Raw genomic sequence first — 12417 nt, forward strand, 5'->3', positions numbered from 1 at the left:
TGTGCGCACGCGCACACGCGCATGTGTGCATATTCAACCTAACAGACTTCGGCGATGCCTTCCAAATCCCCACAATTTGCCGGCCGCCGCATTCAGATGCGGCGATCGGATGTCCACGGCAACGGCGTTTTCGCCGTGGACGACTTGGCCGAAGGCGAGACGCTGATCGAATACAAGGGCGAAGTCATCAACTGGAAAGAGGCGCTGCGCCGCCACCCGCACGATCCCGCTCAGCCGAATCACACCTTCTACTTCCACATCGACGACGGGCGCGTGATTGACGGCAACGTGAACGGCAACGCGGCCCGCTGGATCAATCATTCCTGCGAGCCGAACTGCGAGGCCGACGAGGTCAATGGGCGCGTTTATATCAAGGCGCTGCGCAACATCGCTGCAGGAGAAGAGCTCAATTACGACTACGGGCTGATCATCGACGAGCCCTACACGCCGAAGCTGCTGGCCGAGTTTCCCTGCTGGTGCGGCTCAGAGAGTTGCCGTGGCACCTTGCTGACGCCCAAGGACGAAGACGAAGAAAAGAAAAAGAAGAAAAAGGCCAAGAAGAAGGCCGAAAAGAAAAAGGCCGAGAAAAAGGAGGCCAAGAAGGCGGACAAGGAAGCCGAGAAGAAGGCCGACAAGAAGACTGAAAAGAAGGCGGAAAAAAAGAAGTCCAAGAAGGACGAGGCCGGCAAGGGCTGAGCATGGGCACCACGGCCGCCTGGTTCGAAGACCGCATTGCCGCCGCTGTCGCGCCGCTGCTGCCCGGCTTCACGGTCGAGGCCGTGGCCGAGATCGATTCGACCAACACCGAGCTGATGCGCCGCGCGCGCGCCGGCCGCATCGAACCTGTGCTGCTGGTGGCCGAGCGCCAGACCGCCGGGCGCGGCCGACTCGGCCGGCCCTGGCAAAGCGCGCAGCAAAGCGAAGACAGCGCCGCTTCCCTCACCTTCTCTCTGGGCCTGCCGCTCGCGCCGCGCGACTGGTCGGGCCTGTCGCTGGCCGTGGGCGTCAGCGTGGCGGAAAGCCTCGACCCCTCGGGCGATGCAAAGGTCATGCTCAAGTGGCCGAACGACCTGTGGGTGGACGACCGCAAGCTGGCCGGCATCCTGATCGAAACCGCCATGCCGCACGCCGCGCGCTCCGAGGGGCCGCTTGCAGAGCCGCGCTACCTGGTGATCGGCATCGGCATCAACATCGGCCCGCGCGACGCAGAGGGCATGCGCACTCCGCCCGCGTGGCTGCGCCAATGGCGCCCGGACGCCACCGCGCCCGAGGTGCTAGCCCAGCTGGCGGCGCCGCTGGTGCGAAGCGTTCAGAGTTTCGAGGCCGAGGGCTTCGTGTCCTTTGCCGAGCGCTTTGCCGCGCGCGATGCGCTGCGCGGGCGCGAGGTCCAGCTCAGCGACGGCAGCGTCGGCCTGTGCGAGGGCGTGGCCTGGGGCGGCGAGCTGCAGGTGCGCACCGCCGCCGGCCTGCAGCTGGTCTCGAGCGATGAAGTCAGCGTGCGCCCGCGCGGCATGGCCTTTTGAGATCCACATGAAGTTGCGCCTCGTGCTGGTGGTTCTGCTTTTGGCCAATGCCGGCTACTGGCTGTGGTCGCGCGGCGATCTGGCGGGCTTCGGATTGGCGCCCGCGATCCTCGGCGAGCGCGAACCGCAGCGCCTTGCGCGCCAGGTTCATCCCGACTGGCTTCAGATCCGCAAGGAAGGCAAGGGCAGCAGCGCTGCTCCCTGACCGGCGCGCGCGTCGCGGCTCAGGGCGCGGCTTCTTCGTCGGCAAAGCGCACCGTGAAGCGGGCGCCCGGCGGTTGCCGCCCCGGATGCGCGTCTTCGAGCTTGACCTGCGCGTGGTGCTGGTTGGCAATCTCGCGCACGATCGGCAGGCCCAGCCCCGAGCCGTCGGCCTCGTTGCCCAGCACGCGGTAAAAGGGCTCGAACACCAGCTCCCGATCGGATTCCGCGATGCCCGGGCCGTTGTCCTCCACCTGCAGCAGCACCACGTGGCCGAACGGATCGGCCAGCAGGCGCGCGGTGATCACGCCCGGCCGCTCGGGGGTCGATGGCGTGTAGTTGATGGCGTTGTCGACCAGGTTGCGCACCAGCTCCTTCAGCAAGGTCGGGTTGCCTTCGAGCACCACGCCGGGCGCGCCCGCCTCGGCGCCGTCGTAGCCCAGGTCGATGCGTTTCTCGATGGCGCGCGGCACGGCTTCGCGCACCACTTCAATGGTGAGCCGGGCCAGGTCGCAGGGCTGGCGGCCGGTGCCCGCACCGGTGCTTTCGGCTCGGGCGAGCGAGAGCAGCTGGTTGACCGTGTGGGTGGCGCGCACGCTGGCGCGGCCGATCTGCTTGAGCGACTGCTTGAGCTCGTCGGCGTTGGCGCCCTCGCGCTGCGCCAGGTCGGCTTGCATGCGCAGGCCCGCGAGCGGCGTCTTGAGCTGGTGCGCGGCGTCGGCCAGGAAGCGCTTTTGGGTATGGATCGAATCGTTGAGCTTGTCGAGCAACTCGTTGACCGAAGACACCAGCGGCACCACTTCGAGTGGCACCGACGATTCGTCGAGCGGGCTCAGGTCGCCCGGTCGGCGTTCGCGGATGCGGGCCTCCACCACCGACAGCGGTTTGATGCCGCGGACCAGCGCCAGCCAGATCAGCAGCACCGCGAGCGGCAGGATCGCGAATTGCGGGAGCAGCACGCCCTTGATGATCTCGGTGGCCAGAACCGACTGCTTCTCGCGCGTCTCGGCCACCTGCAGCAGGGCCGAGGCCGAGTCGTCGTCGCCGTCGGCCAGCCAGAGCGAGGCCACGCGAACCGGCTTGCCGCGCATTTCGCCATTGCGCAGCGTGACCACGCCCGTGACCGGCGGCTCATCGGTATTGGGGTGCGGCACGTCGGATTCGCCGCTGAGGAGCTTGCCGTGGCTGTCGAGCAGCTGGTAGTAGACGCGATCGGCCCCGTCGGCCCGCAAGATCTCGCGTGCCGGCTGCGGCAGCACGAACTGCGTCTGCCCCTGCTGCACGGTGACGAGCCGCGCCAGCGTATGCACGTTGTATTCGAGCGCGCGGTCGAACGGCGCGTTGGCAATGCCCTGCGCCACCAGCCACGTGACACCGATGCTCACCGGCACCAGCAGCAGCAGTGGCGTGAGCATCCAGTCGAGGATCTCGCCGAACAGGGAGCGCTGCGCGCGCTGAAACAGTTTCAAGGCTTACGGCCTCCAAAGCCGCCGGGCATGCCTGAGTGTCATTACTGGATTTTTTCGAGGCAGTAGCCGAGGCCGCGAACCGTGGCGATGCGCACCGGCCCTTTCTCGATCTTCTTGCGCAGGCGGTGGATGTACACCTCGATCGCGTTCTGGCTCACTTCCTCGCCCCATTCGCACAGGCGCTCCACCAGCTGGTCCTTGCTGACCAGGCGACCGGCGCGCTGCAGCAGCACCTCGAGCAGGCCGAGTTCGCGCGCCGAGAGCTCGACCATCTTGCCGTCGATGGTGGCCACGCGCCCGGCCTGGTCGTACACAAGCGGGCCGTGCCGGATGGTGTTGCTGGTGGCGCCCATGCCGCGCCGCGTGAGCGCACGCACGCGCGCTTCGAGCTCCTGCAGGCTGAAGGGCTTGGCCATGTAGTCGTCGGCGCCATGGTCCAGGCCCTTGACCCGTTCCTCCACGCTGTCAGCCGCAGTGAGCACTAGCACGGGCAGCTGCGAGCCGCGCGCGCGCAGCCGCTTCAAGATTTCGATGCCATGGAGGTTGGGCAGGCCGAGGTCGAGAATCAGCAGGTCGAACTCGCTGTGCGTCATCAGGGCGGCGTCGGCCTGCGAGCCGTTCGCCACATGATCGACCGCCGCGCCCGAAGTGCGCAGGCTGCGCAGCAGGGCATCGGCCAGCACCTGGTCGTCTTCGGCAATCAGAATCCGCATGAGCCACCTCCGGCCGGTTCGGCGCCTCGCTGGCGCCGCGTTCACATATGTCTCTCTCAGCCGAGTCTAGCCCTCGGCGTACGCTTCCAGGCCGATGGTTACCACGGTGGCAACGTCGTTGCCCACGCTGGCGCGGAATTCTCGCTCGGCCTGCGTCACCGCGCCGCGAAAGGCATCGAGCCACGCGAGTCCGTCGGCGGTGAAAAGCACGCGCCGCGCGCGCGCGTCGAGCGGGTCGGGCCCGCGCGTGACCAGACCCCAGGCCTCGCACTGGTCCACCAGCGCGCCCATGGCCTGCTTGGTCATGCCGGCGCGTTCAGCCATCTCGGTCAGGCGCGAACCCTCGCGCGCCAAGTGCCGCGTGATGTGGATGTGCGCGGCGCTCACCTGCGCGCGGGCGGCCAGGTTCGACAGCGCCAGCGGCACGTCCACGTCGTGTGCCATGAGTTCGAGCACGCGCTCATCGAAGCGGCGCATCGCATGGCCCAGCAGGCGGCCCAGATGGGTTTGCCGCCAGGCGTCGGGATCGGTTGGAAAAGCGGTTTCGACCATCCGCCAAATAGTAAAGCAAACTGACCAAAAAATGGGTTTACCCATACCCATCAGCCCCTACACTACTGTTCAAGCATCCAGCCTGTGATTAAAAGCAGACGGATGGCAGTCACACACAAACCGTTGATTTTCAAGGAGATTTCCACATGGACGCAGTCGTCAAGGGCTCAAGCATCTCGGTCGCCAACAGCGAAAAAGCCAAGGCCCTGCAGGCCGCACTGGCCCAGATCGAAAAGCAGTTCGGCAAGGGCACGATCATGCGGCTCGGCGAAGGCGAGGCGCTCGAAGACATCCAGGTGGTCTCCACCGGCTCGCTGGGCCTGGACATCGCGCTGGGCGTCGGCGGCCTGCCGCGCGGCCGCGTCATTGAAATCTACGGCCCGGAATCCTCGGGCAAGACCACGCTCACGCTGCAGGTCATCGCCGCCATGCAGAAGCAGGCCGGCACCTGCGCCTTCGTCGACGCCGAACATGCGCTCGACGTGCAGTACGCCCAGAAGCTCGGCGTGAACCTGTCCGACCTCCTGATCAGCCAGCCCGACACCGGCGAGCAGGCGCTCGAAATCGTCGATTCGCTGGTGCGCTCGGGTGCTGTCGACCTGATCGTCATCGACTCGGTCGCCGCGCTCACGCCCAAGGCCGAAATCGAAGGCGAAATGGGCGATTCGCTGCCCGGCCTGCAGGCCCGCCTGATGAGCCAGGCGCTGCGCAAGCTCACCGCCACCATCAAGAAGACCAACTGCATGGTCATCTTCATCAACCAGATCCGCATGAAGATCGGCGTGATGTTCGGCTCGCCCGAAACCACCACCGGCGGCAATGCGCTGAAGTTCTACGCCTCGGTGCGCCTGGACATCCGCCGCATCGGCACCATCAAGAAGGGCGACGAGGCCATCGGCAACGAAACCAAGGTCAAGGTGGTGAAGAACAAGGTCAGTCCTCCGTTCAAGACGGCCGAGTTCGACATCCTGTTTGGCGAGGGCATCAGCCGCGAAGGCGAGATCATCGACATGGGCGTGACCGCCAAGATCCTCGACAAGTCGGGTGCCTGGTACGCCTACAACGGCGAAAAGATCGGCCAGGGCCGGGACAACGCCCGCGAGTTCCTGCGCGAGAACCCCGAGCTGTCGCGCGAAATCGAGAACAAGGTGCGCGAGTCGCTGGGCATTCCGCTGCTCGCGGCCGATGCCGACGCCGCACCTGAAAAAGCCGAGAAGCCCGCCAAGGCGGCCAAGGCAGAGAAGGCCGACAAGGGCGAGTAAGCAAGCACAGCGCGGCCTCCTCCAGGGCCGCGCAAGCGATCACCCGGCATGGCTTTCGGTGCCCCCTCCCTCAAAGGCCGCGCATTGCGGCTCCTGAGCCAGCGCGAACATTCGCGCGCGGAGCTGGAGCGCAAGCTGGCCCGGCACGAAGAAGAACCCGGCACGCTGGCGCGCGCGCTCGACGAGCTGGTCGCGAAGGACTTCATCAGCGAGCCGCGTGTGGTGGCTTCGGTGCTGAACCAGCGCGCCGCCCGCTCGGGCGCCTTGCGGGTGCGGCAGGAGCTGCAGGCCAAAGGCATCGCGCCGGACGCCATTGCAGAGGCCGTGGCCAGCCTGCAAGATACCGAAGTGGCGCGCGCCACGGCTCTCTGGCGCCGCCGGTTCGACGCACCGCCCGCCGATGCCAAAGAGCGCGCCAAACAGATGCGCTTTCTGCTGGCACGCGGCTTTTCGGGCGCGGTGGTGGCCAAGGTACTCAGGAGCGATTTCGATGGCGACGACAACAACGAATCAGGCGAATGAAGGTGCCGCAGTGCAGTCCCGCGTCGTCACGCAGCGCGTGGCCTGCGACTGGCGCCATGCCTATGCGCTGGCTTCCGACCCGGCGCGGCTGCCCGATTGGGCCAGCGGCCTGGCCAAGAGCGCATTGGTCCCGCATGGCGATCACTGGGTGGCCACGACACCGGACGGCGAAGCCCGCCTGCGCTTCGCACCCCCCAACGATTTCGGCGTGCTCGACCATTGGGTGGCGCCCGAAGGCGTGCCCGAAATTTATATGCCGTTCCGCGTGATCGGCGTCGCACCCGGCGTCTGCGAGCTGCAGTTCACGCTGCTGCGCCAGCCGCACATGGACGATGCGGCTTTCGAGCGCGATGTCGGATGGATCGCGCGCGACTTGCAGTCGCTGCGTCGCCTGCTCGAAGCCGGCTGAATCGCCGGCCACATTGCTGCGCGCCGCCAATCGACGCCGTGCTGTGGATTCACCCCGATGGCATGATCGGCGCCAGCCGGTCCCGTGCGAGGACCGCCTTCAAAAAACTTCGGAGGGGGAAATCCCATGTCTTCAGGACCAACTGGCCAGCCGTCGCTCGTGCGCACGGGCGCCAAGGCCGGGGCCGCGTTCGTCGGCTCTGTCATCAAGGGCGGCCTGCTCGCGCTGATCCTCGGCGGCGGCGCTTTCTTCTATTACGTGGGCCAGCTGCAGGGCCCCGGCAACACGGCGGCGCGCGCGGGCGGTGCCGGCGCGGTACTCGCGCTGATCACGTCGCCGCCGCTGCTGGTCGCGGTGCTGCTGCTTCTTTTCGTTGTCGTCTACGCGATGCTGGGTGTGCAACAAGGCCGAGCCAAGGCGATGCAGCACCTGGTGGCCGCGCGCGGCGAGGCCGTGTCCGAGCGCCTGGCCGGCGCGATCGCGGGCCGCATCGAATCGATGCCGCGCACCCATGGCACGCTGCAGCGTGCGGCCGACTGGCTGTCGGTCGATGCCTTGAGTAAGCAGCTTGCGCCGGTGCTGGGCGAAGGCAAGGCCGTGCGCTCGGTGGTTGGCTTTGTGCTCAACCGGTTGCCGATGAGCGACATGCTGGCCGAATGGCAAGAGGGCCGCGCAGCGCATGGAGAACCGGTGACAGCGGAGGGTGCGGCGCAAGACCCGGCCTTGCGCGCGCTGCTCACGCGCCGCATCAACGAGACCTTGCAGGAGATGTCGACGCCATCACGCAAGCCGCTCTACATTGCGCTGGGCGCGCACGCGGTCCTGCTGGGCGTGGGCCTCTGGCTCGTCAACTGAACCGAGGCGAATTGCAGACGATGGCTGGCGCTCAGAGCGCCAGCATCAGCTTCAGGTTCTGCACCGCGGCGCCGCTCGCGCCCTTGCCGAGGTTGTCCAGGCGCGCGATCACCACCGCGTGGCGGTGGTCTTCGTTCGGGAACACGCGGATCTCGAGCTGGTTGGTGTCGTTGAGCGCCAGCGCATCGAGCTTGCCATCGTCGGTGGGCGGCAGCACCTTGACGAACTTCTCGGGCGTGTTGCTCTTGGCGTAGTGCGCGGCCAGGGCGTCGTGCAGGTCGCCCGACTTCGGCTTGCCGGGAAGCAAATCGAGGTGCAGCGGCAGCTGCACGAGCATGCCCTGCTTGAAGTTGCCCACCGAAGGAACGAAGACCGGCCGGCGCGTCAGGCCGGTGTACTTCATGATTTCGGGGATGTGCTTGTGCTTGAGGCCGAGCGCGTAGGTTTCGAAAAGCGGCGCCTTGCCGCTTTCGTAGTCCTCGATCATGGCCCGGCCGCCACCCGAATAGCCGCTGACCGAAGGCAGCGAGATCGGGAAGTCGGCGGGCAGCAGGCCGGCATCAACCAGCGGCCGCACGATGGCGATGGCGCCGGTCGCGTAGCAGCCGGGGTTGCCGACGCGGTCGGCCTTGGCCACGGCCTGCCAATGGCCCTCTGCCAGTTCAGGGAAGCCGAACACCCAGCCGGGCGACACGCGGTGCGCGGTGGAGGCGTCGATGATCTTGGGCTTCTTGCCTTGCAACTGGTCGATCAGCGCCACCGATTCGCGGGCCGCGTCGTCGTGCAGGCACAGCACCACCAGGTCGACGCCGGCCATGAGCTCGCGCTTGGCGTTCGCGTCTTTTCGCAGCTCAGGGGCAATGCTCACGAGTTCGATCTGCGGCATCGTCTGGAGCCGTTCGCGAATCTGCAGGCCGGTGGTACCGGCTTCGCCGTCGATGAAAACCTTGGCCATATCGGAGTATGCGTAGTGTGGCTAGAAGAAAGTACGTATTGACCGCAAGGTCACGTCGAGTATTGGTGCGCCGCACCATGATACAGTCCGCGGTTGTTCGCCGCCCCCAGCCGTCAGGCTGCCGTCGCCCGCGAACAACAGAGCCAAAGACGCCTCAGACCCCAGATCTCCCGTTCTCAACTTCCTCCTTCCGAGAGACATCCCTCATGAAGATTCACGAGTACCAAGGCAAGGAAATCCTTGCCAAGTTCGGCGTGCCGGTGCCGCGCGGCATCCCGGCCTACACGGTCCAGGAGGCGGTCGAGGCCGCCCAGAAGCTTGGAGGCCCGGTCTGGGTCGTCAAAGCCCAGATCCACGCGGGTGGCCGCGGTAAGGGCGGCGGCGTCAAGGTCGCCAAGTCGATCGAAGACGTCAAGAAGCTCGCCGGCGAAATCCTCGGCATGCAGCTCAAGACCCACCAGACCGGCCCCGAAGGCCAGAAGGTGCGCCGCCTCTACATCGAAGATGGCGCCGACATCAACAAGGAATACTACATTTCGGCCGTGACCGACCGCGCGACCCAGAAGGTCGCGTTCATCGCTTCGAGCGAAGGCGGCATGGACATCGAGGAAGTGGCCCACTCCTCGCCCGAGAAGATCATCACGGTGTTCGCCGACCCCAAGGAAGGCCTCACCGACGCGCAAGCCAAGCAGATCGCCGACGGCATCGGCATGCCGGCCGACTCGACCGCGCAGACGGTCGACATCCTGAAGAAGCTCTACACCTGCTACATGGAGACGGACGCCTCGCTGGTCGAGATCAACCCGCTCAACCGTGACAGCAAGGGCAACGTCATGGCGCTGGACGCCAAGTTCAACTTCGACAGCAACGCGCTGTTCCGCCACCCTGAAATCGTGGCCCTGCGCGACCTCGACGAAGAAGACGCGGCCGAAGTCGAAGCTTCGAAGTTCGACCTGGCCTACATCAGCCTGGACGGCAACATCGGCTGCCTGGTGAACGGTGCCGGCCTGGCCATGGCCACCATGGACACCATCAAGCTGTTCGGCGGCGAGCCGGCCAACTTTTTGGACGTGGGCGGCGGCGCCACCCCCGAGAAGGTCACCGAAGCCTTCAAGATCATGCTGAAGAACAAGAACGTGGAAGCGATCTTGGTCAACATCTTCGGCGGCATCATGAAGTGCGACACCATCGCCACCGGCGTGATCGCAGCCTGCAAGGCCGTGAACCTGCAAGTGCCGCTGGTCGTTCGCATGAAGGGCACCAACGAAGTCGAAGGCAAGAAGCTGCTGGCCGATTCGGGCCTGCCCATCATCAGCGCCGACACCATGGCGGACGCGGCCCAGAAGGTCGTCGCAGCAGTCAAGAAGGCCTAAGGAAAAAGTCATGTCGATCTACATCAACAAAGACACCAAAGTCATCACGCAAGGCATCACGGGCAAGACCGGCCAGTTCCACACCGAGAAGTGCCAGGAATACGCGAACGGCAAGAACTGCTTCGTCGCGGGCGTGAACCCCAAGAAGGCCGGCGAGTCGATCTTCAACATCCCGATCTTCGGTTCGGTGAAGGAAGCCGCTTCGCAAACCGGCGCCACCGTGTCGGTGATCTACGTGCCGCCGGCAGGCGCGGCCGCCGCCATCTGGGAAGCCGTCGAAGCCGACCTGGACCTGGCGATCTGCATCACCGAAGGCATTCCGGTTCGCGACATGCTCGAAGTGCGCAACAAGATGAAGGCCAAGGAAGCGGCCGGCGGCAAGAAGACCTTGCTGCTGGGCCCGAACTGCCCCGGCCTCATCACGCCCGACGAAATCAAGATCGGCATCATGCCCGGCCACATTCACCGCAAGGGCCGCATCGGCGTGGTCTCGCGCTCGGGCACGCTCACGTATGAAGCCGTGGCGCAACTCACCGAAATCGGCCTCGGCCAATCGTCGGCAGTCGGCATTGGCGGCGACCCGATCAACGGCTTGAAGCACATCGACGTGATGAAGGCTTTCAACGACGATCCCGAGACCGACGCGGTCATCATGATCGGCGAAATCGGTGGTCCCGACGAAGCCGACGCAGCACGCTGGTGCAAAGAGCACATGAAGAAGCCGGTGGTCGGCTTCATCGCTGGTGTTACCGCCCCTCCCGGCAAGCGCATGGGCCACGCCGGCGCGCTGATCTCGGGCGGCGCCGACACGGCCGATGCCAAGCTCGCCATCATGGAAGAGTGCGGCTTTACCGTGACGCGCAACTTCTCGGAACTGGCCAAGCTGCTGAAGGCTCAGCTCTAAAACACCGCAGATCTCCTCTCTGCGCACCACGCAAAAAGTAAAAAGCGCCCGCAAACTCTGCGGGCGCTTTTTTCACAACAACACAGTGGAAAAAGAGGCATGGAATCCCTTCAAAGCGCCGATTTCTGGATCGGCCTGATCAAGATTGTCTGGATCAACATCATTCTTTCGGGTGACAACGCCGTGGTGATTGCCATGGCCGCCCGTTCGCTGCCGCCTGCGCAGCAGCAAAAAGCCGTTCTGCTCGGCTCGGGCGCAGCCGTGGTGCTGCGCATTGTGCTCACCATCGTCGCGGCCAAGCTGCTCGCGCTGCCTTACCTGCAGATCCTCGGGGGCCTGCTGCTGCTGTGGATCGGCCTGCAGTTGCTGCGCGAAGAAGAAGAGGATGGCGGCGAGGCCAAGGAATACGGCACCCTGCTGGCGGCCGTGCGCACCATCCTGCTGGCCGACCTGGTCATGAGCCTGGACAACGTGATTGCAGTGGCCGCCGCCGCGCAGGGCAGCATGGTGCTGCTGGTGCTCGGCCTGGCCATCAGCATTCCGCTGGTGATTTTTGGCAGTACGCTCATGATCAAGCTCATGGAACGTTTCCCGATCATCGTCATGCTGGGCGCCGCCCTGATCGGCTGGGTCGGCGGCGAAACCATCGTGAGCGACGTATCGCTGAAGGACGTGCTGGCTGCCGACCCGTGGCTGCAATATTCGGCGGCCGCTGCCGGCGCCTTGTTCGTGGTGGCCGCGGGCCGGTTTCTGCAACGGCGTGCGCACGCCGGCGCGGGGCACTGACGGCGCGCCCGCCCCCTTCTCAAAATATGGCGAGCGTCGGCGCGTCCCTCTTTTCCAACCGGCCCTCGCTGGGTTGGGAGTTTGCCGCCCTGACGGACGTCGGGCGTGTCCGGGCTCACAACGAGGACGACCTCAAGATCGATCCGGCGCTCGGCCTCGCCGTGCTGGCTGACGGCATGGGAGGCTACAAGGGCGGCGAGGTGGCCAGTGCCATGGCTGTAACGCTGGTGCAGTCCAGCTTCGCCCGCTGGTACGCACAGGCCGGGCCGCAGGCGCCCGCCCGCGTGATCCGCCGCGCATTGCAAGCGGCCACCGACGAGGCGAATGCGGCCATCTTCGAGGCCGGCATGACCAACCCCGAGGTGCTGGGCATGGGAACGACCCTGGTCCTTGCAGCCTTCCGCCCGCAGCGCGTGGTGGTTGGCCACATCGGCGATTCGCGCTGCTACCGGCTTCGCAACAACAAGCTCGAGCAGCTCACGCGCGACCATTCGCTGCGGCAGCAGCAGCTCGACGCCGGCGCCATCACCGCCGAAGAAGCGCTGAACTCGCCCCACCGCAACCTGGTGACGCGGGCGGTGGGCGTGGAATCCCAGGTCGTGCTCGAAATGCATGAGCACACCGCGAGGCCGGACGACCTTTACATGCTGTGCTCCGACGGGCTCAGCGAGATGATCACGGATGCGCAGCTTTTCACGCTGTTGGGTCACGACATCGGACTTAAGCAGAAAGCTTCACTTTTGGTTGCAATTGCAAACGACAATGGCGGCCGAGATAACATTTCAGTGGTTCTGGCAAAAGCGCGCGTCAACGAAGACACGCCTGGCGCCGCCTAGTCGCAGGCCCTGGCGACACCTGTCGTCCCGCTTGCGGTCAATCAAATTCTGCTATTC

Annotated in this window: 15 protein-coding genes; 11 read left to right on the forward strand and 4 right to left on the reverse strand. The window is 65.6% G+C overall.

Annotated features, from left to right (window positions below; genetic code table 11):
- The first annotated feature begins 54 nt into the window (after nucleotides 1-54).
- Genes ASC78_RS24205 through ASC78_RS24215 form a run of 3 tightly spaced genes read left to right on the forward strand, consistent with a single transcriptional unit; the run spans nucleotide 55 to nucleotide 1728 of the window.
- Nucleotides 55-696 (forward strand): SET domain-containing protein, encoded by a 642-nt coding sequence (locus ASC78_RS24205; RefSeq protein ID WP_055807484.1) that lies wholly within the window; start codon nucleotides 55-57, stop codon nucleotides 694-696.
- 2 nt (nucleotides 697-698) lie between these two features.
- Nucleotides 699-1523, forward strand: coding sequence for a biotin--[acetyl-CoA-carboxylase] ligase (locus ASC78_RS24210; protein ID WP_055807486.1), 825 nt, complete (start codon nucleotides 699-701; stop codon nucleotides 1521-1523).
- A gap of 7 nt (nucleotides 1524-1530) precedes the next feature.
- On the forward strand, nucleotides 1531-1728 hold the full coding sequence (locus ASC78_RS24215) for a hypothetical protein (protein ID WP_055807489.1): 198 nt from the start codon (nucleotides 1531-1533) through the stop codon (nucleotides 1726-1728).
- A 19-nt stretch (nucleotides 1729-1747) separates the two neighbouring features.
- Here ASC78_RS24215 and ASC78_RS24220 read toward each other — a convergent pair whose 3' ends face one another.
- From ASC78_RS24220 to ASC78_RS24230, 3 genes are all read right to left on the reverse strand, one after another.
- Nucleotides 1748-3193 carry a sensor histidine kinase gene (locus tag ASC78_RS24220; RefSeq protein WP_055807492.1) on the reverse strand — a complete coding sequence of 482 codons (1446 nt, stop codon included), beginning with the start codon at nucleotides 3191-3193 and terminating at the stop codon, nucleotides 1748-1750.
- 41 nt (nucleotides 3194-3234) lie between these two features.
- On the reverse strand, nucleotides 3235-3906 hold the full coding sequence (locus tag ASC78_RS24225) for a response regulator (RefSeq protein ID WP_055807494.1): 672 nt from the start codon (nucleotides 3904-3906) through the stop codon (nucleotides 3235-3237).
- Nucleotides 3907-3972: 66 nt separating this feature from the next.
- Complete coding sequence (locus ASC78_RS24230) at nucleotides 3973-4458, reverse strand: MarR family winged helix-turn-helix transcriptional regulator (RefSeq protein ID WP_055807498.1); 486 nt, start codon at nucleotides 4456-4458, stop codon at nucleotides 3973-3975.
- A gap of 146 nt (nucleotides 4459-4604) precedes the next feature.
- Between ASC78_RS24230 and recA the strand changes: the two genes are divergently transcribed.
- The 4 genes from recA to ASC78_RS24250 all read left to right on the forward strand — a co-directional run bounded on the left by recA (nucleotide 4605) and on the right by ASC78_RS24250 (nucleotide 7506).
- Entirely contained in the window at nucleotides 4605-5720 is a 1116-nt protein-coding gene (recA, locus tag ASC78_RS24235; RefSeq protein ID WP_055807499.1) for a recombinase RecA, read from the forward strand.
- Nucleotides 5721-5768: 48 nt separating this feature from the next.
- Entirely contained in the window at nucleotides 5769-6242 is a 474-nt protein-coding gene (gene recX, locus ASC78_RS24240) for a recombination regulator RecX (protein WP_055807502.1), read from the forward strand.
- A gap of 10 nt (nucleotides 6243-6252) precedes the next feature.
- Entirely contained in the window at nucleotides 6253-6651 is a 399-nt protein-coding gene (locus ASC78_RS24245) for a hypothetical protein (RefSeq protein ID WP_055807505.1), read from the forward strand.
- A gap of 126 nt (nucleotides 6652-6777) precedes the next feature.
- Complete coding sequence (locus tag ASC78_RS24250; protein ID WP_055807506.1) at nucleotides 6778-7506, forward strand: hypothetical protein; 729 nt, start codon at nucleotides 6778-6780, stop codon at nucleotides 7504-7506.
- Nucleotides 7507-7537: 31 nt separating this feature from the next.
- Here the strand turns inward: ASC78_RS24250 and argC are convergent, their stop codons facing one another.
- Nucleotides 7538-8461, reverse strand: coding sequence for an N-acetyl-gamma-glutamyl-phosphate reductase (gene argC / locus ASC78_RS24255; protein ID WP_055807509.1), 924 nt, complete (start codon nucleotides 8459-8461; stop codon nucleotides 7538-7540).
- A 206-nt stretch (nucleotides 8462-8667) separates the two neighbouring features.
- Here argC and sucC point away from each other — a divergent pair, with 206 nt between their 5' ends.
- The 4 genes from sucC (at nucleotide 8668) to ASC78_RS24275 (ending at nucleotide 12360) form a co-directional block, all read left to right on the forward strand.
- Nucleotides 8668-9834 (forward strand): ADP-forming succinate--CoA ligase subunit beta, encoded by a 1167-nt coding sequence (gene sucC, locus ASC78_RS24260; RefSeq protein ID WP_055807511.1) that lies wholly within the window; start codon nucleotides 8668-8670, stop codon nucleotides 9832-9834.
- A gap of 10 nt (nucleotides 9835-9844) precedes the next feature.
- Entirely contained in the window at nucleotides 9845-10738 is an 894-nt protein-coding gene (sucD, locus tag ASC78_RS24265) for a succinate--CoA ligase subunit alpha (RefSeq protein WP_055807514.1), read from the forward strand.
- A 99-nt stretch (nucleotides 10739-10837) separates the two neighbouring features.
- Nucleotides 10838-11524 (forward strand): TerC family protein, encoded by a 687-nt coding sequence (locus ASC78_RS24270; RefSeq protein ID WP_055807517.1) that lies wholly within the window; start codon nucleotides 10838-10840, stop codon nucleotides 11522-11524.
- Between the two features lie 26 nt (nucleotides 11525-11550).
- The gene (locus tag ASC78_RS24275; protein WP_055807520.1) at nucleotides 11551-12360 is read left to right on the forward strand and encodes a Stp1/IreP family PP2C-type Ser/Thr phosphatase; all 810 of its coding nucleotides are present in this window, start codon (nucleotides 11551-11553) and stop codon (nucleotides 12358-12360) included.
- Nucleotides 12361-12417 lie beyond the last annotated feature (57 nt).

This window comes from Variovorax sp. Root318D1 (genome assembly GCF_001424835.1).
In the GTDB taxonomy this organism is placed as follows: Bacteria; Pseudomonadota; Gammaproteobacteria; order Burkholderiales; family Burkholderiaceae_C; genus Variovorax.